General features: G+C 67.7%; 21 protein-coding genes. 8 read left to right on the top strand and 13 right to left on the bottom strand.

All coding sequences use genetic code 11. The features are described 5' to 3' along the window. Positions 1-64: 64 nt before the first annotated feature. Positions 65-328, top strand: coding sequence for a helix-turn-helix domain-containing protein (locus tag C4B30_RS05555; RefSeq protein ID WP_105131972.1), 264 nt, complete (start codon positions 65-67; stop codon positions 326-328). Between the two features lie 60 nt (positions 329-388). Here the strand turns inward: C4B30_RS05555 and C4B30_RS05560 are convergent, their stop codons facing one another. Beyond that, on the bottom strand, positions 389-1,114 hold the full coding sequence (locus C4B30_RS05560; protein WP_105131973.1) for a class I SAM-dependent methyltransferase: 726 nt from the start codon (positions 1,112-1,114) through the stop codon (positions 389-391). Between the two features lie 192 nt (positions 1,115-1,306). Here C4B30_RS05560 and C4B30_RS05565 point away from each other — a divergent pair, with 192 nt between their 5' ends. The 6 genes from C4B30_RS05565 to C4B30_RS05595 all read left to right on the top strand — a co-directional run bounded on the left by C4B30_RS05565 (position 1,307) and on the right by C4B30_RS05595 (position 7,676). Continuing rightward, positions 1,307-2,398, top strand: a complete 1,092-nt coding sequence (locus tag C4B30_RS05565; protein ID WP_234015388.1) for a hypothetical protein — start codon at positions 1,307-1,309, stop codon at positions 2,396-2,398. A gap of 295 nt (positions 2,399-2,693) precedes the next feature. Then, a complete protein-coding gene (locus tag C4B30_RS05575; RefSeq protein WP_105131974.1) occupies positions 2,694-3,503 on the top strand; it encodes a TlpA family protein disulfide reductase in 810 nt (269 codons plus the stop codon). 269 nt (positions 3,504-3,772) lie between these two features. After that, complete coding sequence (locus tag C4B30_RS05580) at positions 3,773-4,624, top strand: ion transporter (RefSeq protein WP_105131975.1); 852 nt, start codon at positions 3,773-3,775, stop codon at positions 4,622-4,624. A 227-nt stretch (positions 4,625-4,851) separates the two neighbouring features. Further along, on the top strand, positions 4,852-6,243 hold the full coding sequence (locus tag C4B30_RS05585; RefSeq protein WP_234015389.1) for a sensor histidine kinase: 1,392 nt from the start codon (positions 4,852-4,854) through the stop codon (positions 6,241-6,243). Beyond that, on the top strand, positions 6,240-6,866 hold the full coding sequence (locus C4B30_RS05590) for a response regulator transcription factor (protein WP_027782092.1): 627 nt from the start codon (positions 6,240-6,242) through the stop codon (positions 6,864-6,866). The genes C4B30_RS05585 and C4B30_RS05590 overlap by 4 nt, the downstream gene beginning before the upstream one ends. A 99-nt stretch (positions 6,867-6,965) precedes the next feature. Further along, positions 6,966-7,676: an outer membrane protein gene (locus C4B30_RS05595; protein ID WP_027782091.1), complete on the top strand. Its 711-nt coding sequence runs from the start codon at positions 6,966-6,968 to the stop codon at positions 7,674-7,676. A 601-nt stretch (positions 7,677-8,277) separates the two neighbouring features. Here C4B30_RS05595 and C4B30_RS05600 read toward each other — a convergent pair. From C4B30_RS05600 to C4B30_RS05655, 12 genes are all read right to left on the bottom strand, one after another. After that, complete coding sequence (locus C4B30_RS05600) at positions 8,278-9,588, bottom strand: MFS transporter (protein WP_105132142.1); 1,311 nt, start codon at positions 9,586-9,588, stop codon at positions 8,278-8,280. Positions 9,589-9,932: 344 nt separating this feature from the next. Continuing rightward, positions 9,933-10,745, bottom strand: a complete 813-nt coding sequence (locus tag C4B30_RS05605; protein ID WP_234015390.1) for a hypothetical protein — start codon at positions 10,743-10,745, stop codon at positions 9,933-9,935. Positions 10,746-10,895: 150 nt separating this feature from the next. Continuing rightward, positions 10,896-11,975, bottom strand: a complete 1,080-nt coding sequence (locus tag C4B30_RS05610; protein WP_158683379.1) for a polysaccharide pyruvyl transferase family protein — start codon at positions 11,973-11,975, stop codon at positions 10,896-10,898. Between the two features lie 37 nt (positions 11,976-12,012). Beyond that, positions 12,013-13,200: a glycosyltransferase gene (locus C4B30_RS05615; RefSeq protein WP_105131978.1), complete on the bottom strand. Its 1,188-nt coding sequence runs from the start codon at positions 13,198-13,200 to the stop codon at positions 12,013-12,015. A 3-nt stretch (positions 13,201-13,203) separates the two neighbouring features. Further along, complete coding sequence (locus tag C4B30_RS05620) at positions 13,204-14,250, bottom strand: EpsG family protein (RefSeq protein ID WP_158683381.1); 1,047 nt, start codon at positions 14,248-14,250, stop codon at positions 13,204-13,206. Positions 14,251-14,270: 20 nt separating this feature from the next. Beyond that, on the bottom strand, positions 14,271-16,424 hold the full coding sequence (locus C4B30_RS05625) for a glycosyltransferase (RefSeq protein WP_105131980.1): 2,154 nt from the start codon (positions 16,422-16,424) through the stop codon (positions 14,271-14,273). Between the two features lie 2 nt (positions 16,425-16,426). Then, positions 16,427-18,688 carry a polysaccharide biosynthesis tyrosine autokinase gene (locus C4B30_RS05630; RefSeq protein ID WP_105131981.1) on the bottom strand — a complete coding sequence of 754 codons (2,262 nt, stop codon included), beginning with the start codon at positions 18,686-18,688 and terminating at the stop codon, positions 16,427-16,429. Beyond that, positions 18,685-19,149 (bottom strand): low molecular weight protein-tyrosine-phosphatase, encoded by a 465-nt coding sequence (locus tag C4B30_RS05635; RefSeq protein ID WP_105131982.1) that lies wholly within the window; start codon positions 19,147-19,149, stop codon positions 18,685-18,687. Before C4B30_RS05635 ends, C4B30_RS05630 begins: the two co-directional genes overlap by 4 nt. Positions 19,150-19,194: 45 nt before the next feature. Next, complete coding sequence (locus C4B30_RS35590) at positions 19,195-20,499, bottom strand: glycosyl hydrolase family 28-related protein (protein WP_199779046.1); 1,305 nt, start codon at positions 20,497-20,499, stop codon at positions 19,195-19,197. Between the two features lie 64 nt (positions 20,500-20,563). Then, on the bottom strand, positions 20,564-21,763 hold the full coding sequence (locus C4B30_RS05645; RefSeq protein ID WP_442778447.1) for a polysaccharide biosynthesis/export family protein: 1,200 nt from the start codon (positions 21,761-21,763) through the stop codon (positions 20,564-20,566). Between the two features lie 43 nt (positions 21,764-21,806). Then, the gene (locus tag C4B30_RS05650; protein WP_234015392.1) at positions 21,807-23,360 is read right to left on the bottom strand and encodes an undecaprenyl-phosphate glucose phosphotransferase; all 1,554 of its coding nucleotides are present in this window, start codon (positions 23,358-23,360) and stop codon (positions 21,807-21,809) included. Between the two features lie 234 nt (positions 23,361-23,594). After that, positions 23,595-24,386: a carbonic anhydrase family protein gene (locus tag C4B30_RS05655; RefSeq protein ID WP_105131983.1), complete on the bottom strand. Its 792-nt coding sequence runs from the start codon at positions 24,384-24,386 to the stop codon at positions 23,595-23,597. A 706-nt stretch (positions 24,387-25,092) separates the two neighbouring features. Here C4B30_RS05655 and C4B30_RS05660 point away from each other — a divergent pair. Beyond that, positions 25,093-25,899, top strand: coding sequence for a response regulator transcription factor (locus C4B30_RS05660; protein WP_105131984.1), 807 nt, complete (start codon positions 25,093-25,095; stop codon positions 25,897-25,899). Positions 25,900-26,072: the final 173 nt, after the last annotated feature.

Consider the following 26,072-nt stretch of genomic DNA (forward strand, 5'->3'; position numbering starts at 1 on the left):
AATTCGTAGCAGAGAGGCCACAATCAGAACCAGTTTGGCAATTCATGATGCCTTCGGACTACAAATGACGACACTTGCTGATGTCGGAGAGATGCTGAAAGATGCTCGCCACGCAGCAGGTCTTTCACAGAAAGAACTGGCTGAGCACGCCGGTGTCGCGCGCACGACGCTTGCACGCATGGAAACGCTTGCGCGAGGCGACATGAGCGTATCTGCGCTCGTTCGCCTCCTCGAGGCTGCAGGCTATGAGCTGCGCGCGGTCAAGCGCGGACACCGGCGCACGCTGGACGACGTGCTGGCCGAACAGCGCACGATGGGAGACGCGTGACATACGGCTTCACGCATACGTTCAAGGCAGTCAGCTAGCAGGAACAAGCGCTGACTTCTCTCACCCTACCGGCCGCGCCTTGATCCACAAAAACAGCGGCACACGCGCCCACTGCTTCAGCTGATCCGTATCGGCATGATCGGGCGGCGGCTCGCGCAGCGACACGATCGCGAACCCGGCCGCTTCCAGCGCTTCCATATACGCCTGCAACGGCAGCGACCAGCCCGCGAAATGCATCGACAGTCCGTCGCGCGTTTCCACGCCGTCGAAGCGCTCGCGCCCGAAATAGCTGCCCTTCAGCACGAACGGCGCATCGGCTTGCGGCCCCGCGAAGCCGCCGCGATCGCGGAATGGATGCACGAGCGAGATGAACAGCGCGCCGTCGCGCTTCAGCACGCGGCGCGCCTCGTTCAACGCGGCCTGCATGTCGTCGAGATCCATCAGTACGTTGTACGCCATCACGAAATCGAAGCTGGCCGCGTCGAACGGCAGCGCGGCCGCGTCGGCCAGTTGATAGCGATGCGCGGAATCCGCGTGACGCGCGGCGTCGAGCATCACGGGCACCGCGTCGCTCGCGGTCACATCGTAGCCGAGTGCCTTCAGTTCGCGGCTCACGCGGCCTTCGCCGCAGCCGATCTCCAGCGCGGCGCCGGTGCCCCGACCGATGTAGGCCGCGAGCCCCGCGCGATATTTCCAGAACGCATCGTGGCCCGGCTTGCCGGCCCAGCTGATCCATTGGTCAGCTACCTGCGTCCAGTGTTCGGTAATGGCTTTCGTGTCGGTCATGCGTGCTCCCGCCCGGTATGCGTCGTTGGCTCAGGTGCGCATGGTAAGCCGAAGCGGCGTACAACGTGCACCGACTACCCCGTTCGGCCAGTTTCCGTTTCAAGTCACGACGTTCTACAGTTACGAGAACACCACCCGCGCCGCCGCGCATCGCCCACGCTCGACGATGCGCACCCGATTCCGAGGAAACCCATGCCGAGTATCTTCGCCGCGCCCGCCGATACCCCGCCAAGTCCCGTCGCGGCGCAAACGCGCATGGTGCACGACGTGGCGACGCTGAAGCTGTCCGACTACCGCTCGGCGGACGGCGCGTCGTGGGTCATCTCCACCATCACGCCGGCCGCGGACAGCGGCGCGAACGTCACGGGCACGACGTATTTCGACACCGCGAAAGGCAAGACCGTTGCGGTACCCGACGCGCGCCGCCGTTATGCGAATCGCGGCACGTGGCAGGTCGTCGCAAGTTCGAGCCCTGCCGTGCCTGCGACGGGCCGCTACGACTGGCTCACGCTCGCGTGGCTGCCGATCAACCGGCGCCCGCTGCCGCAGACGCCCGAGCACCTGTATTCGCCGTTCATTCGCGGCGGCACGATCGTCTACCGGTGGAATCCGGCCGCGGAAGGCGGAGAACAGTTCGGCAACGTGCGGATGATCTTTCCGGAATGGACGCAGCAGGTGGCCGACGTGTTGCGGTCGGCGCCGCCGTCGTTGCCAGACGACACGTCGGCCGCACCGCCGGCACTTGATCGCTTGAAAGCAGACACGAATCCGATGACCGCCGTGCTCGATTTCCGCGATGCGCTGCGTGAAGCGCCAGTGGAGCAGATCGTCGCGCGACTGCCGGCGCTGCTGCGGGTGAGCGACGTGCACGAACTGTCGGCCATCGTGTTCCTGTGTCTGTCCGAATCGCGCGCCGAAGACCGGCCGCGCTTCGCCGAAGCGATCAACGGCTCGATTGCCGCGACCGACGGCGGCGCGCGCCTCCTCGCGATCGCGTATGGCGCGTTCGCGGCCGGCCGATCGCGGCCTTATCCGTTCAACGACGCCGGGCAGACGGCGCGCATCAACGACGTGTTCGGCGCGCTGAAGCGGCGTACGTCGGCGCTCGGCATACCGGTCGCGGAAGGTTCGCCTTGGTACGAGTTCTTCACGGCCTATCGGCTTGGTGGTGCGGTACCCGGCAGCGGCAGCGGCAGCGGCAGCGGCAGCGGCAGCGGCAGCGGCAGCGGCAGCGGCAGCGGCAGCGGCAGCGGCAGCGGCAGCGGCAGCGGCAGCGGCCAATGATCGTATGCAGAAAGCCGACGCCGCGACAGTGGATGCCGTTTCCCGGCGTCTGCATCGCAGCGTCTCCCCGTTCGGACTCCACTGGCCATCAGACCAATCCGATTCGCTGCACGTCGGCGTGAAAATAACGCAGTCCTGATCCCTCCGTCAAACTCGCAACACGCCGTTACGTTCGCGAAGGGAACCCGCGTGCGGCACCACGGGTCGAATCGCCGCACATCCGCCGACGGCTTCATCGCCTCGGCCGACAATCCCGTCTCCTGCCCCGCTCGATCACGTTCACTCCTTACTTTTCATGCTGAGCATCGGTCCCTTCTCGATCCGCGTCGTCGCGGTAGCCGTCGCCGCACTGCTGGCGTGGCTCGTCGCGCGTTTCATCCAGCGCCGCCCGCCTGACGGACATCACAAGACGGCGTCGAGCCTGATTCTCGACGTGCTGCTGCTCGGGCTGGTCGCCGCGCGCATCGGTTATGTCGCGCAATGGTGGCGCGACTACGCGGCCGCGCCGCGCTCGATCGTCGCACTCGGCGACGGCGGCTTCGACTGGCGCATCGGCCTCGCGGCCGCGCTCGTGTTCGCCGGCTGGCGGCTGCGCCGGCTGCCCGCGCTGCGTCGGCCTGTGCTAGCCGGCATCGTCGCGGGTCTCGGTGCGTGGGGCATCGCGCAGGGTACGCTGGCGATGTTGCAGAGCAGCGCGCCGCCGCTTGCCGCGATGCAGCTCCAGGCACTCGATTCAACGCCCGTGTTGCCGGCCGGTTTCGTCGGCAAGCCGGTGGTCGTGAACCTGTGGGCGACTTGGTGCGCGCCGTGCCGCCGCGAGATGCCGATCCTCGAACAGGCGCAGCGCGATCATCCGGACATCACGGTGCTGATGCTCAATCAGGGCGAAAACGCACAGGTGGTGCGCGCGTTCCTCGAACAGCAGGGCCTGCGCTTCGATCACGTGCTGCTCGATCCTTCGCTGCATGCAATGCACGCGTACGGTTCGCGCGGGCTGCCGACCACGCTGTTCTTCAACGCGAAAGGCGAACTCGTCGAGTCGCACATGGGCGAATTGACCGCCGCGCGGCTGAAGGACACCGTGACGCAACGCTTCGGCCGGTAACGCGCGCCAGCGTGCCCGTCGGCCGGGATCGGATACAGTCACGCCCTGCCGGCGAACCGTGCTCGGGCTGATGGGCATCGAGGGCGTCGAATTCGTCCATGCGGAAGGCCCCGACATGAAGCCGCACGGCGTCTCAGCCGGCTGGACAACGCCCACCGGCAGATGGAAGCGCTGCACGCGTAAGCCGGGGCCGACGCGGCCACGCGCGCGACGCTGGAATCAGACACGTCCGATAGTCCCTGCGGAGCGCCGTCCGTAAACTCGGGCGCATGATTTCGCTGATCCAAACCTCCTTCGATGCCGTCACGCAGTGCGCGCGCCGCCCTTCGTTCCTCCGCAAGCTCGACATCGCGGTGCTGGCGCTCATCGTCGCGAGCGTCTTCGTCGTGATGGCCGACAGCGTCCAGGAACTGCACGCGCATTACGGAAAAGCGCTGTACGCGGCCGAATGGGCGTTTACGCTGCTGTTCACTGCCGAATACGCGGTGCGGCTGTTCACGGCGCGCAAGCCGGCCGCCTATGCGCGCAGCTTCTTCGGCATTGTCGATCTCGTGTCGATCCTGCCAACCTATCTCGCGTTCTTCTTTCCGGGCCTGCATGCGCTGATCGACGTGCGCCTGCTCAGGCTGCTGCGCGTGTTCCGCATCCTCGGGCTGGCGATCTACCTGGAAGAAGGCCAGATGCTGATCCGCGCGCTCACGCGTGCCCGGCGCAAGATCTTCGTGTTCATCGGCGGCATGTTCGTGATCGTCGTGATCCTCGGCACGGTGATCTTTCTCGTCGAAGGGCCGGAGCACGGCATCACGAGCATTCCGGTCGGCGTCTACTGGGCGGCCGTCACGATGAGCACGACCGGCTACGGCGACCTCACGCCCGTCACGCCGCTCGGCCGGCTGATCACGTCGTGCGCGATCCTGCTCGGCTACGGCATCATCGCGTTCCCGACCGGCATCATGGGCGCCGAACTCGTAGCGTCCGCGCTCGAGCGCGGACGGTCGCAACAAGCGGCAACAGCCGGCGGCGGCGACTCCGATGCGGCGATCTGCCCGCATTGCGGCGCACGCGCAGTGAAACACGGCGAATCGGCCGCCACGACCACCCATCACGCACCGGAGCGGTAATCGCCACCGAATCCGGATTTCATCAACGACAACGAACGCCGTCCCGGCGTGCGCCGCGCGAGCGCCGGCATCCCGGCGTCCCGGCGTCCGATTCACTTCGGACGACTGCGCTGACAGGATATGCCGCTTCGTTCATCGCTCGCCGCGTCGCATCGTTCCGTCCCTGTGCACGCCGCCGCTCCTTCATGAAGATTTCCGCTCGCCTCGTAGCGCTATCGAGCTGGCTTGTGTTGAGCCTCTCGGGCACAGCGTTCGTCCTGTCGCGCGCCGTGTCCGACATACACGATCGCTTCTTCCAGGACACCAGCATCGCGATTCGCGTGCTCGGCCAGAAAGCGGCCCAGCAGGAGGCGATCCTCGCCACGCTCGGCGCGACGCCGTTGACCGCCGTGCCGCCGCACATGCTCGACAGCCTGCGCGAACGCATGCCGCAACTCGCGGGGCTCGCACGCTGGCAGCCCAGCAGCGGCTGGCGATCCGCCAACGGTGCGGCGCCCGACGCGCCGCCGCCGCTGCACATGGCGGCAACGCCCTATGCGCTCGCATTCGAACCCGACGGTCACTACTGGCTCGCCGCCGCGACGGGATGGGCCGTGCGCATCGACCCGCGCACGATGCTCCAGCCCGGCGACTGGCCCGCATCGCTGTCGTCCGTCACGCTGCAACTGCAGGGGCGCCGGTTCGAGGTGCTGCACCGGCCGCTGGTGGCCACGCCGCTCGGCTGGCCGATGACGCTCGACAAGCGCCTGCCGACCCAGCCCCAGACGCTGATGCTGCATGCGACGCGCACGCTGACCGTCGACGATCTGCCGTGGCTGCCGATCGCGCTGTGGAACGCGGTCGCGATCCTGCTCGCCGCCGGCGCGCTCGGCGCATGGCGGCTGCGCGACGCGCAGCGCCGCGAACGGGCGCGCGCGCGGCTCGACCGCTTCGGCCGGCTGGATACGCTCGGCGAAATGGCGGCCGGCATCGCGCACGAACTGAATCAACCGCTGATGGCGATCGTCACGCAAACGCGTGCCGCCGAGCGGCTGCTCGACCTCCCCACCGAACGCGACAGCGTGCGCCGAGCGCTGCAGACGAGCGTCGCGCAGGCCAAGCGCGCGGCCGCTATCCTCGACCGGCTGCGCACCGCCGCGACGTCGGCACACGGCGGTGAACGCAACGCGCTCGATCCGGACGCCGTCGTGTCCGCGCTTCAGTTGCTGTATCGCGACGAGCTGGCTCGCGAACAGATTGCGCTGAACTGGCATAACGCGACGCCCAACGCACGGCCCGTCGCCGATCCCGTCGCGGTCGAGCAGATCCTGCACAACCTGATCCAGAACGCCCGCGACGCCCTCACGGGCACGCCGCACGGCGAAATCCGCGTGCGCGGCGAACGGGCCGGGCAGCAATACCGCTTCAGCGTGACCGACAACGGCCCCGGCATCCCGGCCGACACGCTGTTGCGCCTGTTCGAACCGTTCTTCACGACCCGCGGCCAGGGGCTCGGCCTCGGGCTGCCGCTGTGCGACACGCTCGCGCAGCGGCAGAACGGCACGCTGGCGGTGCGCAACCGGCCGCCGGGCGGCGTCGAGGCCACCCTGTCGCTACCGCTCGCGGAGGCCCGCGCATGACGGCACCGCTCGAATCGACCGTGGTCGCGATCGTCGACGACGACGAGGCCGTGCGCGACGGCCTCGCGCTGCTGCTGCGCACGGTCGGCCTGCCGACCCGCTGCTATGCGGACGCGCATGCGTTCCTAGGCGATGCGCTCGACGAAGCGCTCGGCTGCGTGCTGCTCGACATCCGCATGCCGGGCATGAGCGGGCTCGACGCGCTCGACCGCCTGCGCGAACAACGCGACCTGCCCGTCGTCGTGCTGACCGGGCACGGCAACGTCGACGCGTGTCGGCGCGCGTTCAAGCGCGGCGCGGTCGACTTCCTGCGCAAGCCGACCGACGACGACGAACTGATCGACGTCGTGCAGCAGGCGATTCGCCGGCATGCGGACCAGCGCGCGCGCCACGAAGCCGAACGCCATCGCGCGGAGCGCATCGCCGCACTGAGCGGCCGGGAGCGGCAGGTGCTCGAAGGCATCGTGCGCGGCCTGAGCAACAAGGAAATCGCGCGCGAACTCGCGCTGTCGCCGCGCACCGTCGAAACCTATCGCGCGATCGCGTTCGACAAGCTGGGCGCGACGTCGCTCGTCGAATTCGTGCGCGACTACGCGGCACTGCTCGACGCGACGCCTCCGTAACGCTACGGAGGCGCCATCCGTACGCGAGCGGGTACTGGCGGCACGGCGCAATTCCTACGATGACGGGTCTCGCCGATACATCCACAAGGAAACGCTTTCATGTCCCGATTCTTCGTTATCCCGTCGTCGCTCGCGATGCTGTTCTCCGGCGCCGCGCTGGCCGACGCCGCCGACTCGACGCCCCGCACCTCCACCAACAGCGATGCCGGCTACTACGCGACGGCTCGCATCGTCGGCGCGTTCGACAATGCCGCCAACATGGAACTCACCAGCCCGCGCGTGACGAGCCGCATCGGCGGCCCGGATGGCCAGTCGCGCGTCACCGGCGCGGTGGGCCTGGGCTACCAGTTCGGCAACGGCTGGCGCGCGGAAGGCGAATACACGTTCAAGCGCACCGGCAATTTCGTCAGCTACTGGGCGCCGTTCGACGCCAACGCGAACGAATTCCACGTGTCGTCGCAGCGGCTGATGCTCAACGGCTATCGCGATTTCGATCTGGGCCGCGGCTTCTCGGTGTACGGCACGGCCGGCGTCGGTGTCGCGATCGTGTCGGCGGACGGCTGGCAGGGCAACGACACGCGCCAGTTCGCGTCGCGCACGCAAACCAATTTCGCGTATTCGGCGGGCGCGGGCGTCAGCTATGCGATCAACAAGCGCTTCACGCTCGACGTCGGCTATCGCTTCGTCGACATGGGCAACGTCGAATCGGGCTACAACACGTTCGTGAACCGCGTGTCGGCGCGCGACGAGCAATTGAAGGCGTCGCTTCGATCGAATGAAGTGTTCATCGGTTTGCGCGGCAGGTTCTGAGCGTTCGTCGGTCAACGCGTGGTGCCCGCGCCGGGTGCCGGGCGCACGTCGCAGCCACCGTTCGGCCTTCGGCGTGCGATGCCTGTCATGCATCGCGCGCGACAGGCCGCCGGCCCCACGTCGCCGGCCGCGAGCATTCCCTCCCCCGCTTGCGAACCGACCATCGGTTAGCGTCGGATGGCGCATGATCCGCATCAAACTTCGATATTCATTCGCATATCGAATCAATCAGACACGCTGTTTTTTTCGCATCGATTCAGCCTGGTCTGATTGGCCAGCGTCTCGTCGGCTTGTATGCTTTCTCGGCGCGGTATCGGAACGGTTCGTCGATAGCGGTCTGGTGAAGCCAGCATGTCGGGAGGAGCGAACCGCTCCGCTTACCGCGCGCCGCTACGCGGCGACGGCTTGGACGCGGGCATTCGATGGTGGTCGGTGGGCGCGGCCACATGTAGTCAGACGGTATGTTGCGCACCTCTAGAGATACGCTGCCTTATGCGAGCATCGAGTGCCCGCATCCAAGCCGCCTTCCGTTCCCCTTTCCATTCGGCAACTGCTCGCGAATCGCACGCCGGCTCGATGCGAGATTCGCGAGCATCGAGCATTACCGCTCGACGCCCCTTCCAAGCATGCGTTTCAGCAGCAGGCACGCGCCGCCGCCGATCGCGCTCATGCACGCGACATAGCCGAAATAGAGCTGATAGCCGTGCATGCCCGGATATTCGGTGGTCAGCCAGCCGTTCAGCAACGGCAGGAACACGTCCGGCGAATAGCCGAGCAACGAGATCACGCCGATCGCGAGCCCCGTGATCCGTGGCGGCACATCGCAGCGTTCCAGCACGCTCCAGTAGAGGCCGCGCACCGCGTAAGTCAGCAGACCGATGAAAATCACGACGCCCGCCAGCAACACGACCTGGTTGAACGACGGAAACACGATCAGCGCGACGAATGCGAGCGCGGCAAGGAACAGTGCGGCGCTCAGCACGTTCAGCGTGCCGATGCGATCGCCGACGAAGCCGCCGCCGATCCCGCCGATCGGGCGCATCCACAGCTTCAGCGACGCGATGAAGCCGGCCGCGACGATCGACATACCGACGCCCTTCTGCTGCAAGTATGGCGAAATGCTGTACGTGGCCCACGACAGGTGATACCCGCAGAACACGATGACGGCGAACACCCACAGAAAGCGGTTGCGCGCGAGCATCGCCAGATCATGCGGCAGGTTGCCCTGCCCGCGCTGCGCCGCTCGCGCGGCGGCAGGCCGCGAAGCGCTCGCGTCCTTGACCGTCAGCAGCATGACGCCGAGCGCGACGCAGGCGATCGAGTAGAAAAACACGACCTGCTGGAACGCGCCGCCATGCGACGCGCCGCGCGCATCGACGAGCCACGCGAACAGCGCGAGCGACGCCGTGGCGAGCAGCGCCTCGATCAGCCCGCGTCCGCCGTCGAGGAAACCGAAGAAACGGCCCTGCTCCCGCGGCAACGCGATCGTGTTCACGCGCTTGATGACGGAGGCCCAGAAGGTCAGCCCGGTCGTCACGCCCCAGCCGCAGAAGATCACCATCAGCACGGGGTAGGACGGCGCACTCGCATACGCGACGCCGAGCGCGCCGGTCGCCACGAGCGAGAAGCTGATCAGCCAGCGTGGCGGCAAGCGATCGGCGAGCCAGCCGCTCGGCAAATAGCAAACGAGGAACGTCGTGCCGAGCGCCGAATACAGATAGCCGAGCTGTGCGCGCGAAATCTGGAACAGCTCCAGCATCGTGTCCTGGTAGAACTGGCGTAGGTACAGCATCGGATAGATCGCGCCGGCCGCGCACACGAGCAACGCGAGCTGGAAATAGCGGCCGGCCACCGCCGGGGCGGTAGATGCGTCAGGCATCGCGGCGTTCGATGCCGCGTCTTGATCCGACATGTGCTCCTCCATTTGGATATTCAATTTCTTTTTTGTCGGCGCGCACGCGATGCGCTCGCACCAGATGGCGTACCTCTCTCCGCGTTTGCGTCGATATCGGCCGCACTATCGCCACGTCATTGCAACGCTCGCTGTAATACCGACGGCTCCAATAAAAAAGACCGCTCCGGGAAGAGCGGTCGTAAAGGAGAGGTCTCCGTATCGAGGAGACACCGGCGAGGACACCACGCCAAACCGGCATAAGTATTGTTGACGAAGGTCGGTCGGCTGAGAATCGGATTGGTCTGATTCTGGTGCGTCTTTCAGGAGTCTTCCGTGTTCCGAATCAATACGCGTCGCATGCCTCACTGATCCGTCAGGCGCGTATGACTCGGCAGATCGACGCGCAGCGCGTCTGGATTCGTCGGTGCAGCCGCCTTGTGCGCCGGCGCGCGCGTCGACGCGAGCCAGTGCGAAAATTCGGCGGCGCTCATGCCGACGGCTTCGGACGTGCCCGGTGCGGAGTCGGTCGACGAAGCAGCCACTTTCGGCGCCGCGGCATGCGTTGCAACACTGCCGGATGCCACGGCCGGGCGCTCGGGTATCGCGGCCGTGTGCACTGCCTTCTTGCGGCGCGGTGCGTTGGCTTTCGTTACCGGAGCCTGCACGGGAGATGCATCGCCTGCACGACTGTCCTGCAGCGCGTCGAGCAACGCTGCGTCGTCCGCGACGGGCCGCTCGATCTCGAGGGCAGCGACGGTGGCGACCGGCGTCACGGTGGGCGCCATCCGCGGCGCGACCGTAATCGTCGATTCGTACACGGTATCTTGCGGACGCGCCCGAACCCGCGCGCGATGGCCGGCATCGAACAGATGCGCGCCCGCGATGCCGACCGACCCGAACGCGAGACCGGCCACCAGCGCCAGCATCGTCGGCCGCCAGCGGCGGCGCGGTGGCTTCGGCTTCACCCACGAGCGGTTGTCCGAACCGAAATCCACCGCGCGAACCGCCGCGGCACGCGGTGCATCGGCCGCGTCGCGCACCGCGCGCAGGTCGAACACCGCCGCCCGCGGCCGCTTGCTCTTCACGAACGGCGTGCGGCGCCGGCCATACGGCGGCGGCACGTCGGAATAAGGACGTGCGAGCGGTAGTGCGAAGTGTCCGGTGATGTCCTGCATGCCCATGATGTCGACGACGAATCGCCCCGCGTGTGCCGCGCCGATCCGTTCTCCCGTGATGTAAATGACCTGCCCGGAGTATCCCGCCGGGCCCGTTTCGAGTAAATCGGACTACGCCCAATCGCGGCATCGCCCTATGTCAGCCTGGTCCTAGCGCGGTGCGAAACCGTGCGCGTCCACGGCGTCGCGCAGAAACGCCACGAACCGCTGCCGATACGCGTCGCCCTGCTCGAACGGCTCGCGCACGCCGACCGGGTCGAGCAACGTGCGCAGAGCGGCCACGCATTCGCCGGGCGTCGGGTTCGATGCGCGCGGCCCGGGCAGTGCGTGATCGTCCAGAAAATCCGCGCATTTGCGCTGATAGCACAGCAGCAGCACCGGCACCTGATACACGTATCCGGTAATCGCGCCATGCAGCTTCGAGGTCAGCACGCACGACGCGCTGGCGATCACGTCGATGATCGCTTCGATCGAATCGTCGTAGACGACGTGCTCGACCGTCACGCGTGACGGCACGAACGCCGCCAGAATGGCTGCCGCGATCGCCGCGCAGTCCGAATCGAGCGACACGAAACACACGCGGTCGATATCGGTTCCGCAATCGGCCTCGCGCAGCACGGCCACTGCCTGCTCGACGTAGTCGACGAGATGGATCGACACGACCAGCTTGCGGCGCGGCGCCAGCGGACGAAGCGGCCGGTAGATCGCCGGCAGCGCGAACGCGAGATCCCCCAAGTTGGGCGGCCGGCCGCTCGCGCCGATCATGCCGTGCATCGCAGCCACCGACGCGCGGTCGCGGACCGCGAGCCCCGTCAGCCGTGCGGCCAGCTCAAGAAAGGCGTCGCGGCGGTGATCCGAATGAAACGGCCCGACGGATACGCCCAGCGCATACACGGGCGTGTTCCAGCGCCGCGCCCACCCGACGATCAGGCGCGCGAACGCAACGGACGCATGAGCCCCGAACAGCGACCCGCCACCGAACACGGCCACGTCCGCCCGTGCCATCGCCGCGCAGTAGGTGATGAAACGCGCGATGGTGCCGCGCTTGCCGCGATCGTCCAGCCATCGCGCCAGCAGACGCGGGCGCCACGCGGCCGTCAGCTCCCGCTGCGGTGTGGCACCCACCATGATCGGCGCCACGCCCGGCAGATCCGCGCAGAATCGCTGTAGCAGATAACCGAACAGATCGTCGCCGAAGTTGTGACGGCCGTAAAAACCGAAGAACGTCATTCGCACCCGGTCGTCATGCCGCCTCGCCGCGACGGACCTATCGCTCGTTGCGTGCCTGCGTGCTGCCATATCGCCACTCTCCTGAGGTTCGCGCACGCGCCGGCTGCTGGGCCGGCCGCGGGCTGACGCGTTCATACAACGCGTCGAATTCATGCCGGAAACGCGCGGCGCCGAATCGCGCGAACGCCATCTTCCGCGCCGCATCGCCCATGCGCTGCCGCAGCGCGTCGTCGTCGAGCAGGCGCTGCGTGTAGTCGCGCATCGCTTCGTCGTCCGAAGCCATAAAACCGGTGACCCCGTGAATCACGACATCCCGATTGCCGGCGATCCGGCTCACGACGGCGGGCAAGCCCGCGGCCTGCGCCTCGATCAGCGCGATCGGCATGCCTTCCCACATCGACGGCATGACGAACACGTCGCTCGCCGCCAGATGGCGTCGCAATGCATCGGCGTCGATCCAGCCGGTCACCTCGACCGGCGCATCGCCGATCCATCGGCCGATCGCGTCGGGCTCGCCGCCGCCAAGCCAGGTGCACCGCACCGGCATCCGCGCGGACAGACCAAAGGCGAGTTTCGCGAAGCGCCACGGCGCCTTCTGGAACGCGATGCGCCCCGACGTGCACACCGCTTGCCCTGCTCGCGTACCGCGTTCGCCGTCCGGCTCGAAACGCCGCAGGTCGACCGCGTTGTCCACGTAGCCGACGCGGCGCGGCGACAACAGCATCGCCGCATAACGCGCCTCGCTGCGCGAACAGCCGATCAGTCGCCCGCCGATTGCATGCAACAGTTTTTCGATGCCGATCAACATCCCCGCCCGCCGCGCCGAGATGTCCTTGCGCAGGAACGAGAACCCGTGCGGCGAGTAAAACGTGCGGTCTATCCTGCCGAGCACGCGCGCCGCGACGCGCCCGAGCGCACCGGCCTTCGACGAATGCAGATGAATTACGTCGGCCCGCAGCCCGGCGAGACACGCGATCAGCCGCAGCAGGCTCAATGCGTCGCGCGGCCCGATCGCAGTCGACATCGGCAGCACGCGCCGCACGACGCGCGGGTCGAACATCGCATCGAGCTTGTCCGGAGCCGGCGTATCGGGCCGGATCGAATGCACGACGACGACGTCGTCCCCCGCTTCCACCTGTGCGTTCGCAAGCAACGCGATGCAATGCAGCACGCCCGCACCGAGCGCTTCGGTCACGTGCACGACCTTTCTTTTCCTGGTTTTCATCGACTACCCGACTGCTTCGAGGGAAGGCAACATGCGATACGGCATGAACGGGGACGCGCCGCGCCCCGCCTCGTCCAGCATGTTGTTGAACCGGCCCGCCAGTGCGACGAGACCGATGACGAGGAGGCCTGCGGCCAGCGTCGACGACATGCGACCGGTACGCGGCCGGTACTGGCGCAGCAGGACGACGGCCATCAGGAACGTGAGCAGCAGCTGGAAGCGGATGCCGGCGTAGGTCATGCGGGTCACGCCGTAGAACGCGCCGGTGAGCGCCAGGCAGAGCCAGAACCCGCCGCGCGGAATCGCGAAATCCGCACGAAAGCGCGCGACCGTGGCGAGCATCGCCACCTGCAGGATCACGAACAGCAGGCCCGACGACGCATTGGGCGCGGCGAGCCCGGTATAGAGATCGGCCTTGTCGCCGAGATAGCCGGGCAGCGCGACCGCACCGACGAGCGCGCCGATCGACAGCAGCACCAGCGGCACCGCCCGCGTGCGGTTCGTGATCGCGACGAACAGCACGAACAGCAGGATCGACGAGAAGTGCGTGCCGGTGCCGAGTACGGTCAGCGCGAGATAGCGCCAAGGACGCTCGCGCGGCGGCACGTTCGTCGCGACCAGGAAGATCGACGCGGCCAGCCCGAAGCGCAGCACGTTCATCGACAGCTCGTAGAACATGCCGGGCACGATCAGCAGGCCGCCGAACCATGCGCCGTGACGCGCGCCGCCGATCGACCACAGCAACGTCACGGCGGTCAGCAGCGAGATGCCGTTGACGACGAAGCGCGGATCGGGCTCGACGAACCACAGCAGTTGCGTCAGCACGTGAAAGAACGGCTCCGAGCCGTACCACGCGCCTGAATCGAGGCCCGTGAACGCGGTGTAATAGGCGGCCGTGTCCGTGCCGGTATCGCCGCGCAGCACGACGAACAGAATCATCGGCAGCCCGAACAGCATCAGCACGGTCCGGTTCGTCGCGCCATGGGTCGCGCACAGCGCGACGCCGAACGAAAACACGACGAGCGGAATCAGGTAGGGAAGCATGAGCATCGGCGATCCTGGTCCGATGCTCACGCGAAGCGGCCGGACAGCACGCAACGGCGCAGGTACTTCGCGAAGCTCAGCAACGCGAACACGAGCCATTCGACGCGCCCGATCGCGCCGCGCTGCCGGAAGTACCGGTAGTTGTCCTGCTCGCCCTGCTGGATCTTCCACAGACGCGCGCTCAAGCCCGTCGGCGCGCCGAACTGCGCCTTGAAGACGCTGGAAAGCGGCATCCGGAACAGGTACGCGCGGCCGCCTTCGACCAGCACCAGGTCGAGCAGCATGAAATAGTCCTCGGCGTAGCGCTTCGTTTCGTCGAAGCGAGCGCCGACGTCGCGCCGCACCATCACGCTCGACGGCGTGAAGCGATTCGAGAACAGCACGCGCCGGCGCGACACGGCCACGGGCTCCGGCGATCCGGCAACCGGCTCGGACGCCGGCGTATCGTCCGTGTGCAATGCGACCGGATGGCCGGTGATCGCGGCATCGGGGTGCGCCGCCATCCAGCCGTACTGGATCGCGATCTTCTCCGGATGCCACGCGTCGTCCGCGTCGAGAAACGCGATATACGGCTGGGTCGCGCGTTGCCATGCCGTATTCCGCGCGATGCCAGGCCCGCCGTTGACCGGCTGCGCGATCACGCGGATCCAGTCGCTGCCGTAGCGCTGCCGCAGCGATTCGGCGCGCTGCAACGTATCGTCCAGGCTGCAGTCGTCGATCAGGATCAGTTCGAGCGGCCGGCGGGTTTGCCGATAGACGGACGCGACGGCCCGTTCGAGCGTGTCGCCGTTGCGATAACAAGGAATGATCACGCTGACCGGCGCCGTGGCCGGCCGGCCGTGCACGCCGCCCGGTTCCGCCCGCGCCGGCGCGACGCGCGGCCCGGCTTCGCCTTCCGGTTCATGCCGCCCGATGCAGCGGCGTCCCGCCGCCACCGACAGCACCGCCCACAGCGCCTCGCCGCCGATCGCCGCCGTCACCGCGCCGGCGAGCCCGCAGGCGGGAATCAGCGTGAGGCCCAGCAGCGTGCTGCCCGCCAGCGCGGCCATCGCGCGGCGATTCCGGACATGGATCAGGTTGCGCGTGGTCATGACCGACGACGCGCTCGTCGTGAGGAAACGCAACGGCGCGCAGAGCGCCATCCACTGAAGCAGCGGCACGACGTCGCGATAGCGCGCGCCGAAGGCCAGCGGCACGAGCACCGGCGCGCATACCGCGAACACGATGGCGGTGGCGATGCCGCACACCAGCATCCAGCGATTCCCGGCGACGAACGCGCGGCGCAAACGCACCGGATCGGACGCTGCCCAGCGGTGCAGGCGGGGCATCAGCAACTTCTGGAACAGCACGGCCGGCAGCAGATAGATGGCTGACAGCATCGTGACGGCGACGCTGTACGCAGCCGTGTCGCGCGGGTTCATCAGGCACGAGACGAGAAACAGCCCGCATTGCGCATACGCGAAATACAGCACGCTGGCGAGACCGAACGGCGACGCACCGCGCCACACGTCGCGCACCGCCGGCAGCGCTGCGCGCGCATCGCCCGCCGCGGGCGACGGCGGCGCGCCGTGACCGGCCAGCGCCGCGCGACCGCTGCGCAGCGGCTGAAGCGCCCGCCACGCGCCTGCCGCGATCACCATGCCGATGCATCCGTAGGCGATCGCGAAGTGGCGCGGGTCCGCATGCAGCCACGCGAACAGCAGCACGGCGCCGAGCCGCACGCCGTTCTGGAACAGTTGCCACGCGCCGACCAGCGCGAAACGCTCCTCGAGCTGAAAGCGCGACGCGCACAGTTCGATCGCGCTCTGGCTCAGCACGGCCGGCAGCATCCACATCAGCAGCCGCGCGGTGTCGTGCTCGCGAACGCCGAGCCACGCCCACAGCGCGACGACGCCCGCACACGCCAGCGAGCTCGCGCACACGAAGCGCATCGACGCCGGCATCCAGCGCACGGCACCCCAGCCTTCTGCGCCGTAAGCCTTGAGCCAGAACATCGGCAGCCCGAAACCGACGGCCGGCGCGACGATCGTGACGACCGTCAGCGCCGACACGAAATGGCCATAGGCATCCGGGTCCAGCGCGCGCGCCAGGATCGCCTGCGCGGCGAACGCGAGCGCGGCGGAGCCGATCGCACTGGCGCCGAGCAGCGCCATCGCGGCAATATCGCGGCGACGAGACATGCTCAAGCCTCCGTCCCGGCCCGTCGCGCGGCGGCGCCGTTCGTCGAGCGGCGTGCGTCGTAACGGTAGGCGCCGTACTTCATCCCGTAGCGGAACCGGCCCGCATGCGGATCGACGCCGTTGAGGATCACGCCGCTGATGTCGGCTCCGACCTGCGCGAGACGGTCGGCCGTCACCTGCAACTCGCCCTGGCCCGTCGCGCCCGCACGGGCGACGACGTAGACGTTGCCGGCCGCGAACGTCGCGAGCGTCGCCGCGTCGGCAACCGGCAGCAGCGGCGCCGTGTCGAGCACCACGATGTCGTAGCGCGCGGACAGCTCGGCCATCAGCGGCCTCAGGCGCCGATCGTTGAACAGGTCCGCCGCGTCGGCCGAATACGCGCCGGCCGGCAGGAAGTCGAGCTGCCCGTGCCCGGTCTCGCGCAACGCGGCATCGAGCGTGGCCGTGCCCGCCAGCACCTCCGCGAGGCCGGCCTCACCGGTGCCGAACGTGCGGTGCAGTTTGCCGCGGCGCAGGTCCGAATCGACCAGCACCACGCGCCGGCCGCCGGCCGCGAGCACCGTCGCCAGGTTCGACGCGACGAACGACTTGCCGATGCCCGGCGACGGGCCGGTGATCATCACGACGTTGCGGCCGGACGCCGCCGTGGAAAACTCCAGCGTCGCGCGCAGGCTGCGCAGCGACTCGATCGCCGGATCGCCGGGGTCGCTCACGGCGAGCGGCCGAAGCGGATCCGGCCGCGCGCGCCCGCGCAACGACAGCCGCCCGCTGCCGCCTGGCGACAGCGGAATCGTCGCCGCCACGCGCAACCCCGTCTCGCGCTCGATCTCGATCGGATCGGAAAGCGCGCCGGACAGCAGGCGACGCCCATACGCTGCGACCATCGCCATGAACGCGCCGAGCGCAATCCCCGCCACCAGGCCGAGCACCCGGCGATAGCGCACCGGGCGATCGGGCTGCTCGGCCAGGTCGATCACGCGGATATTGCCGATCCGGCTTGCGCGCAGCAGCTTCAGCTGTTCGATGTTGTCGAGCAGGCCGACGTACAGCTCGTTGTCGACCTTGAGATCGCGTTCGAGACGCACGATCTCGCGCTGCCGCTCGGGCAGCACCGCGACCCGCTTGCCGAGCTCGGCCGATCGGGCCGTCAGCACCGCGATCTGCTCGTCCATCGCCTGCACCGATTCATGCGCGGACGTAAAACGGGTCAATAGTTCGGCCCGTTTCTGCCGTATCTGTACGAGTTGCGTGTCGTTGTCGGCGGATTCCTGCAGCAGCACCTTCGCTTCGCCTTCGATATCGACCGAACGCAAGCCGGTGCGCAGCTTCGTCAACGCCGCTTCCGATGCGTCGACGTTGCTGCGCAACTGCGGCAGTTGCCCTTCCAGGAATTCGAGCGAGCGCGCCGCTTCCGCCGCCTTGCGGGCGGCATTCTGATCGACGTAGAAATGCGCGATGTCGTTCAGCGTGACGGTGATGCGCACCGGATCTTCGCCGCGCAGCCTGACGCGCAGCACGTTCGAATCCTTGCCGACCTCGGCGATCGACAGTGCGCGCTGCAGGCGATCGATCGTTTCGAGGCGCCCGTAGCGGACCAGCGAGAAGCGCGCGCCGGGCCGTGCATGAATCGCGTCGACCTGCAACGTAAATCCGCGCTGATCCATACCGGGATGCGTGCGCTCGCCGATACGGCCGGCCTGCGGCCCGTCCAGCCCTGGTCCGTCGATCGCGAAGCGCCCGTCCGGCAATGCCGTCAGCATGTAGCGCTCGCCTTCGAACGTCTTCGGCACGTCGAACGCGGCGATGTCGATCCGCTCGTCGCCCCACGTGTAGCCGCCGAAACCAAGCAGACCAGGGTTCGACAGCCTGGGGTTCGCTCGCGCGATCGCGCCGCCGATCAGCGGCAATCGCGCCGGCCGCGCGTCGACATAGAGCCGCTGACGATCGACCGCCCTCGACACGACGAAGCGCGAGCCGATCACCTGCTTCTCGGTCTCCGCCGACGCCTTCACGCCGAACATCGACGACAGCTCGCCCAACGCGGAACGCGCAGCGGACGTCGTGTCGTTGTCCTCGACCTGGACGAGGATGTCGGACTGGTAGAGCGGCGTGGACAGCACGGCCCACGCAACGCCCGCCACGGCGAACACCGCGAACACGACAGCCATCGTCCGCCGATGCAGCACGAACATGTCGAGTAACGCGCCCATGTCGAAGCCGTCGTCGTGCGCCGCGTCGCGCGCGGAATGCACGGGGGATTTCATCGGCTCGCCCCCATTGCCGGTCGAAGGCGCGCGACCTCACCGATGCGCTCCGCCCAGTGGGCGACTCCCTCCTCGATCAACGCGCAGCACGCGTCGAACCGGTCGGCCGACTCGCCCATCGGGTCGAACACGTCGCGGCCATCGTGCTCGCACCACAGGAACACGCGGCCTCGCGCGAACGGGTAACGCCATTCGATCTCGCGCTGCTGCATACGGCTCATCACGAGAATCAGGTCGGCCTTGCGGCACAGCTCGGCCGACACGCGGGTTGCGCGATGGGTAGCGATATCGACGCCGCGCGCGCGCATCGCCGCGACCGCTTCGTCGGCGGCCGGCTCGCCGTGCGGCGCGTCGAGGCCGGCGGACGCGACGGCGACACGGTCCAGCCGTGCATCGAGCAAGGCGGCGGCCATGGGGCTTCGGCAAAGATTGCCTCGGCAGAGAACGAGAACGCGATACATCGTGAAATCCGGTTTCTTTCGTGAATGGGGGATGGCGCCAGCCGGTCAGCCGTTGCGCCAGCGTGCCGCGCGCGCGATCAGCACATCGCCGGGCGGGGCGGTGCGCGCCACGTCGGCGGAGCGACCCTCGCGAACCGCGTTGCGCACCTGCAGGCCGTTTTCGAACGCATCGGCACGCGGCTCGGGCCGGTTCGACGGCAAGGCGGCGTGGCCGGTAAAACTCAGGCCGACCAGCGCGTCCACCTGGACGTCGTCGCCGATCAGCGCGTCGCGCGGCGACGCGGCGGCGGCTTCGAAGCGGAACTCGACCGCGATCGCCGAGAACCGGCACCGCCCCCCCACCAGCAGCCGTGGCGCATTGGCGCGGTCGCGGCGCTTCCAGCCGCGCGGCAGCACGATCGAATGGTCGAGCGCGACACGCAGGCGCTCGCCCGCCTTCGTCGCGTCGACCAGCAGCCCGTCGAAACCTTCGACGTGGCAGTGATGTAGCGCGACCGTGCCGTAGCGCGCATCCGGTCCGTACGCGATCACGTCGCCGTTGAAATCGAACGAGCACGCGTCGAACACGAAGTCCTGGCTATCGGTGTCGATCAGCAATGCGCGCTGCGAGCCGGCGAACGTGCAGTCGTGGAAGGTCATGCGCTCGCCGCTGTCGACCGCCTTCCCCGCCCGCGCACGCACGTGGATCGCCGCGTCGCGGTTGGCCTCGAAGCGACACGACAGCCACGCATTCAGGTACGCATGGACGGGATCGATACCGAGGGCGCAGCGCCATCCCGTGACGACGACGTTTCGCCCGCCCGCGTCGCGCACCACGCCCACGCCGTGCGGATCCGCGTCGCCGACGACGATCGCCGTGCCGCCCGCACGCCCGACACCCGGACCAAGGATCGAAATCGTGCCGCCCGTGCCGTCCAGGAACGGCGAACGATTGGACGGATAGCGCAGCACGTCGGTGCCGAACGACACGTCGTTGCGGCAGACGATGCCGTCGCGGTCGGGCGGCAGGCCGGTGAAATCGAGCAGCACGCTGCCGGCGCTGCGCAGCTTGATCCAGGGCGCCGTGCGCAGCGTGTCGGTGAGCCGGTAGCGCCCCGACGGCAACAGCACGCATGGCAGGAACGCCGTATTGCCGAGCGCGGCCGCACGCTCACGCACCTGGTCGATTGCGCGCTGCAGCGCGGCCGTGTCGTCGGCGAGGCCGTCGCCGAGCGCGCCGCAATCGCGCACCGAGATGCAACCGTCCGGTGCGGCAGCAACCGGCCCCGATGCCGCGGCCGCATGCGTGTCCATCGCGGATACGCCGGCCGCCCCCAGCAGCGACGCCTTCAGCAGTTCGCGACGATCCATCACGCTCCTCCTTGAAGCCGTGCGCGGCTCGTCACGGCACGTGCCCCGTCGTGCGCAAGCGGCGTCATTTGGTCACCACCGCACCGGTCAGGCCGGCATTGATCGCCGGCAACAGCAGGTTCAGCACGCGGCTCGCGCGGACGAGCCCGTTCGCGTCGACATAGACGACGTCCTTCGGCTGCAGGTCGAACTCCTTCGCGACCAGCATCGACACCGGCGACGTCGCATCGAGATGAAACACCTGCGGCTGCCCGGCCAGCGAGCCGCGGATCACGTACATCTGCGCGGCGTCGGCCGTGCCGGCGTTCAGGCTGCCGGCCTGCAGCAGCGCATCGGCAAGCGTGAGACGGCCGCTCTTGTCGGGAACGGCCGTGACCGGGCGATTGACTTCGCCGATCACGTACACGTGGTTGTCGTCGCGCGCCGCGATGCGCAGCAGATCGCCGCCCTTCAGCACGATCCGCGAGGGATTCATGCCATTCGCCAACATGCGCGTCAGGTTCAGCGGATGCGTAACGCCGTTGCGCACGAGCTCGACCCGGCTGCGGTCGGCGGTGTCGTTGAAGCCGCCGGCGCGGCCGATCGCCTCGTACAGCGTCATCGGCACGTCGTTCAGCGACAGCGCGCCCGGGGTATGCACGTCGCCTTCGACGTACACCTGCGCCGACCGGTACGACGCCACGGCAAGCGTGACCTGCGGATCGCGCAGATAGCGCGAAAGCGCGCCCACGAGACGCACGCGCGCCGCCTCCGCGCTCAAACCCGCCACCTTCAGCGTGCCCGCATACGGAAAGGTCAGGCTGCCGTCCTGACCGACGACGAAGCCCGTGGCCGGATCGGCCGGACGCGGCGCGCCCTGCGGCAACGGCCCCTGCGCGGCGGCCAGTTCCGGGTTATTCCAGACGACGATCCGCAGCACGTCGCCGGGCCCGATCGTGTAGGGGCCCGGCTCGCCCGCGAGCGATTGCCCGTTCTCGAGCGAGGCCTGCGCGGCCGCGCGGTTCATCTGCCGGATCAGACCGAGGTCGAGCTCGGTGATCGCGATATCGGACGGCCCTGGCGCCGCACCTGCCGAGGGCACAGCCGGGTTCGACAGACCGGGTTCCAGCGCAACCGGCCGGCTCATCCGCATGCCGGGCGCGTACGCGCAGGCGGACAGCCCCACGACGCAGAGCGTCATCGCCATGCCGATGCGCGCCCGCCTCGCGATCGCGAGCACGCGCCGTGCATGGCCGGCGAAGGAAGTCGTTCCGAACAAAATCATGATGACCGTGGACCCTGAAAAAAGGCGGCGCGACGATCGCGCGTCAATAGGCATTGCGATGTGCAGCGGAACGAAACACCGTCGCGACGATGATCCGGATGTCGAGCGCGAGCGACCAGTTCCTCAGGTAGTACAGGTCATGCTCGATGCGTCCGTTCATCTTCTCGATGCGATCGGTCTCACCGCGGAACCCGTTGACCTGGGCCCAGCCGGTGATGCCCGGCTTCACGCGATAGCGGTGGATGTAGCCGTCGACGAGATCCTGATAGACCAGGTCGTGCTCCACCGCATGCGGACGTGGCCCGACCACCGACATGTCGCCGCACAGCACGTTGATGAACTGCGGCAGCTCGTCGAGGCTCGTGCGGCGCAGGAATGCGCCCAGGCGCGTGACGCGCGGATCGTTACGGGTCGCCTGGCGGACTTCGCCGGGCGCGTCCTGATGCACGTGCATGCTGCGGAACTTGTAGATGCTGAACTTGCGGCCGTTCGCGCCCCGGCGCTGCTGCCTGAAGAAAACCGGCCCCGGCGACGACAGCTTCACGGCCACCGCGATCGCCGCCATCAGCGGCGAGATGGCGATCAACACGCAAAATGCGAAGAGCCGGTCGAAGATCGCCTTGCGATACAGCGCGCGTTCGGACAAAGGCGAAGCCACCAGATTGAGCGCCGGCGCGCCCGCGACGTTGACCCAGTCGTCGCCCGAGAACATCGCCACCCCACGCGTATCCGGCATGAAGCGAATGTTCACGAGATCCTTCTGAAACGCGTCGACGAATGCCTGGATGCGCTCCGTTTCGTGCAGGGGCAGCGCAAGCCAGATTTCTTCGATATCGAAGCGCCGGACATGGATGACGAACGCTTCCATGTCCCGGTGCACCGGCGCATGCGGGGTCGACGCACGGCCGGCCGTATCGAAGATCGCCGCGACGCGGTACGGTTCGTGCGGCATGGCCGCGATGTCGCGTGCAAGCGTGGCGCAATAGTCGCCGTCGCCGACGACCGCCACCGGGCACGCAGCCGACACCCGCGCGATGTGCTTTTTCCACTGCCACATGAGCGCACGCGCCGACACCAGCCCGCCGGCGACCACGACCGCCCAGCAGACGAACCAGAGCGGCGTCGCCCGATAGTTACGATGCAACGCGCTCATGATCGCGCCGCTGCCCGCCGTCACGGCCATCGAAGCGGCGATCGGCCGCAGCACGTGTGCGTACGAGGACCAGCGCCGATAAGACGTATACAGCCCGAATACCGGGAAGACGAGCAGGGCCAGCACGACCGAGAACGCCACGAACGCCTCGGTGAAGCCGATATCTTCCGCGCTGCCGAACAGCTTCGTTGCAATGACGCCGCCGGCAATCAGGACGCCGATGTCACAGATGCGACGCGCGATGCCTGCGAGACTGATTGAATTATCGGAGTACTTACGACTGACTGGATACATTGGATACCCGGAACGATAGACTGCACGCTCCATCATGTGGAGCAGATGCGCGTGCATCGCCGGTGCACGAGAGATCGGGCGTTCGAGCAACGCCCGCTTCGTCACGACGATCGCGATCGCGGAGCCAGTCGGCGCCGTATGCTTTCGCATAGCGCTTCGGCGAGCGGCGTACGAAGCGGCAGACGCTCGATGAAGGCTCGCACGGCGCAAAGCGCCGGCGCACGCCCTTCAACTCCTGGATCGGATAGTGACAGCGCGCCAGTCGTTTTTGAATCGGACTGGTCTGGTTCGGCCGAGAATTGCCATTAATTAACTATTGCGCCAATCGTTCGAACACGTCGTCGGAATGGCCCGCGCGTGCACGCGAGCCTTGGTGTCGGCGTACTACCGCGGCGTCCCGTTCACGTCATAACGCAGCAGCGGCCGCCCGTTCAGCGGCTGCACCACGCGCGCGTTGTGCGAGTAGCGCATCCGGAACGCGGTCAGGTCGTCCACCGACAGTTCGACCGGCTCGGCCAGCACGTACCATTCGACGTTTTCGGTCAACGGCGGCGTCGTCAGCGAACCGAGATAGTGATAGTAGGTATTCGCGCTGGTCGGCATCAGCGTGGCCGCGCGAAACGACGGCAGGCTCGCGGTGTCGCCCGCCTTGAGTGCGCCCATCACGGCCGCGAACTGCGCGTTCTCGGCCCCGGTGCGATAGAACACGGCCACGACCGCCAGCCGGCCGTCCTGCGCACGAAACACGAAATGCCCTTCGACCGGATAGGTCTGGCCGTCGAGCGTGTGTTCCGCAGGTGCATGAAAGTGAATCTGCTGAAGCCTGAAATGGCGCCCGCGAATCGTTGCGCTGCCGCTGGCCGGCACGATCTGGATCGTATGACCGTTGTCGATCACCTTCGCGCGCGTGTCGTCGATATGCATGGCAATCGCGTTGTTGTCGTCGGCGTATCGGGTTGCCTGCTTGACCGTGTTCGAATCGATCGCGACCGGCGACTGCGCATCGCCGGATTCCAGATGCCAGTCGCGCTGGTGGTCGTAATCGAAGTCGTGGTCGGCCGGCGCGGCCGTGGCCGGCGCGGGTACGTCGGCCGCTTGCGCGGGGGTCATCATTGCGGTCAGTGCGCATAGCGCGGCGGCGACGAGCCGGCTCGTCGCGGTTCGGGTCAGATTCATGTCGGATGCTCTTCGATGAAAAAAAGGCGCCGCCGCCGAGCAGCGGGCCACGATTCGTCGGCGGGCCGCACGATGCGGCCCGCGGCCGTTCGCGCGCGTCGCGAAACGGTTCGGGCGGGCCCGGCGTGGAGACAAGGAACGTCGAACGCACGCCGCGCCCTGTTCCGCAAATTGTCCGCAAGATGCCTCTGCCCGTGGTCCGATACTGCGCCGCGGATCGGTGGGCCCGGTCCGATATACGCGCCGGCGCGCGCGACGCAGGGCCTGCTCCGTGCGAAACAGCAACGCGGCAGCACAACGCCCGCATTCGGCCAAGCTCGCTCGATATTCAAGCATCCGCGCCTGTATTTTCAGACTGGACCGATTCACGCGACGCGCCGCCGATACGACAATCGTCTTGCGATATGCCCTGTTCTCCCGAATGCGGGCATGTCGTGAATCCAGAGATAGATAGTCGATATTCATCCCGCCTTCGCGGCGGGATCTTTTTCGCATCATTCAAGTGCGTCACGCGCGCATCCGGTCCGGCCACGGTCGGCACGCCGTCATGCTCATCCGAACGGCATCACACCCGCCCGCTCCCGCCGCACACGAACGACACGCGATCGACCCATCCCGCGCGCCGCCCGCGACCGGCGCGCACGCGGCACATTGACGCCCGGCGCCGCGCGCCAGTTCGCTCACCACGGGCTTGCTCGACCGAACCATGCAGGCATCACATACACCCACCGCAGCCGAAGTCTCGTCGGTCTGCATCGCAATTCTGACGATCGATCATCCGAGCCGGCACGCGTTCGACGATCGCTTGCGGCGCGCCGGATACGGCTACGACCGCCTCCGGATCGACGATCTGCTCAGGAAGGCGCTGTACCGCCCGGTCCGCTTCGAGTTCGTGCCCGACCTGCTGGCGGCCGGCGACGCGCAGCCGTTCGACCTGCTGATCGTGCAGTGCGAGACACCGTGCGTCCGCACGCTCGACGCGATCCGCACACTGCGCGCGCGTTTCTCCGATTCGGTGCCGATCATCATGGTCAGCCAGCGCGACGACGGTACCTCGCAGGTGCTGTCGTTCCAGGCCGGCGCCAACGAATACCTGCCTTACACGTCGTCCGCCGACAAGATCGTCATGGCCGTGTCGACCTGGCTGCGCTGGGCGCATTTCCGGACCACGCACCGCCGGCACTGGCGCGTCGGCGGCGTCGAGGTGGACGCGGCCAATCGCTGCATCCACATCGGGGGCGCGGAACACTTCCTGACCGAGAAGCATTTTCAGATCGCAACCGCGCTCCTCATGAATCTCGGGCGCAGTCTCGGGCGTGCGCATCTGAGCCAGATGGTGTGGGGCTCGCTCGTCGCGACGTCGAGCCGCCGGATCGACACACACGTCGCGAACCTGCGCGACCGGCTCGGGCTCGATGGCCGGCACGGCCTGCGGCTGATGACCGTCTATGGATTCGGCTATCGGCTGGTGGAATGCGAGCCGGCCGAGCCATCCGGCGAAGCACGCCAATGACCCGGCGGCGGCACGCCGGGCGACGCTGACGGCACGACAAGAGACGGACCGGCGTCGCTCCCCGGCGGATACTGCCTTCGATCCGACGACACCGCGGCCGGCGACGGCGAGAAACCCCTCGGCACATTGCTCCGCGCTGGCGATCCGTCTCCATTATCATGTCGGAACCCTCG

Origin of the sequence: Burkholderia sp. BE12 (assembly GCF_002959955.1) — a bacterium.
In the GTDB taxonomy this organism is placed as follows: Bacteria; Pseudomonadota; Gammaproteobacteria; order Burkholderiales; family Burkholderiaceae; genus Burkholderia.

Excerpts from the sequence above, each read along its gene's own strand:
- C4B30_RS05635 (WP_105131982.1), bottom strand. The coding sequence starts at position 19,149 with ATGTATCGCGTTCTCGTTCTCTGCCGAGGCAATCTTTGCCGAAGCCCC.
- C4B30_RS05630 (WP_105131981.1), bottom strand. The coding sequence starts at position 18,688 with ATGAAATCCCCCGTGCATTCCGCGCGCGACGCGGCGCACGACGACGGC.
- C4B30_RS05575 (WP_105131974.1), top strand. The coding sequence starts at position 2,694 with ATGCTGAGCATCGGTCCCTTCTCGATCCGCGTCGTCGCGGTAGCCGTC.
- C4B30_RS05650 (WP_234015392.1), bottom strand. The coding sequence starts at position 23,360 with ATGCGAAAGCATACGGCGCCGACTGGCTCCGCGATCGCGATCGTCGTG.
- C4B30_RS05565 (WP_234015388.1), top strand. The coding sequence starts at position 1,307 with ATGCCGAGTATCTTCGCCGCGCCCGCCGATACCCCGCCAAGTCCCGTC.
- C4B30_RS05580 (WP_105131975.1), top strand. The coding sequence starts at position 3,773 with ATGATTTCGCTGATCCAAACCTCCTTCGATGCCGTCACGCAGTGCGCG.
- C4B30_RS05560 (WP_105131973.1), bottom strand. The coding sequence starts at position 1,114 with ATGACCGACACGAAAGCCATTACCGAACACTGGACGCAGGTAGCTGAC.
- C4B30_RS05645 (WP_442778447.1), bottom strand. The coding sequence starts at position 21,763 with ATGATTTTGTTCGGAACGACTTCCTTCGCCGGCCATGCACGGCGCGTG.
- C4B30_RS35590 (WP_199779046.1), bottom strand. The coding sequence starts at position 20,499 with ATGGATCGTCGCGAACTGCTGAAGGCGTCGCTGCTGGGGGCGGCCGGC.
- C4B30_RS05595 (WP_027782091.1), top strand. The coding sequence starts at position 6,966 with ATGTCCCGATTCTTCGTTATCCCGTCGTCGCTCGCGATGCTGTTCTCC.
- C4B30_RS05590 (WP_027782092.1), top strand. The coding sequence starts at position 6,240 with ATGACGGCACCGCTCGAATCGACCGTGGTCGCGATCGTCGACGACGAC.
- C4B30_RS05610 (WP_158683379.1), bottom strand. The coding sequence starts at position 11,975 with ATGACGTTCTTCGGTTTTTACGGCCGTCACAACTTCGGCGACGATCTG.
- C4B30_RS05615 (WP_105131978.1), bottom strand. The coding sequence starts at position 13,200 with ATGAAAACCAGGAAAAGAAAGGTCGTGCACGTGACCGAAGCGCTCGGT.
- C4B30_RS05620 (WP_158683381.1), bottom strand. The coding sequence starts at position 14,250 with ATGCTCATGCTTCCCTACCTGATTCCGCTCGTCGTGTTTTCGTTCGGC.
- C4B30_RS05555 (WP_105131972.1), top strand. The coding sequence starts at position 65 with ATGACGACACTTGCTGATGTCGGAGAGATGCTGAAAGATGCTCGCCAC.
- C4B30_RS05600 (WP_105132142.1), bottom strand. The coding sequence starts at position 9,588 with ATGTCGGATCAAGACGCGGCATCGAACGCCGCGATGCCTGACGCATCT.
- C4B30_RS05660 (WP_105131984.1), top strand. The coding sequence starts at position 25,093 with ATGCAGGCATCACATACACCCACCGCAGCCGAAGTCTCGTCGGTCTGC.
- C4B30_RS05605 (WP_234015390.1), bottom strand. The coding sequence starts at position 10,745 with ATGCAGGACATCACCGGACACTTCGCACTACCGCTCGCACGTCCTTAT.
- C4B30_RS05625 (WP_105131980.1), bottom strand. The coding sequence starts at position 16,424 with ATGTCTCGTCGCCGCGATATTGCCGCGATGGCGCTGCTCGGCGCCAGT.
- C4B30_RS05655 (WP_105131983.1), bottom strand. The coding sequence starts at position 24,386 with ATGAATCTGACCCGAACCGCGACGAGCCGGCTCGTCGCCGCCGCGCTA.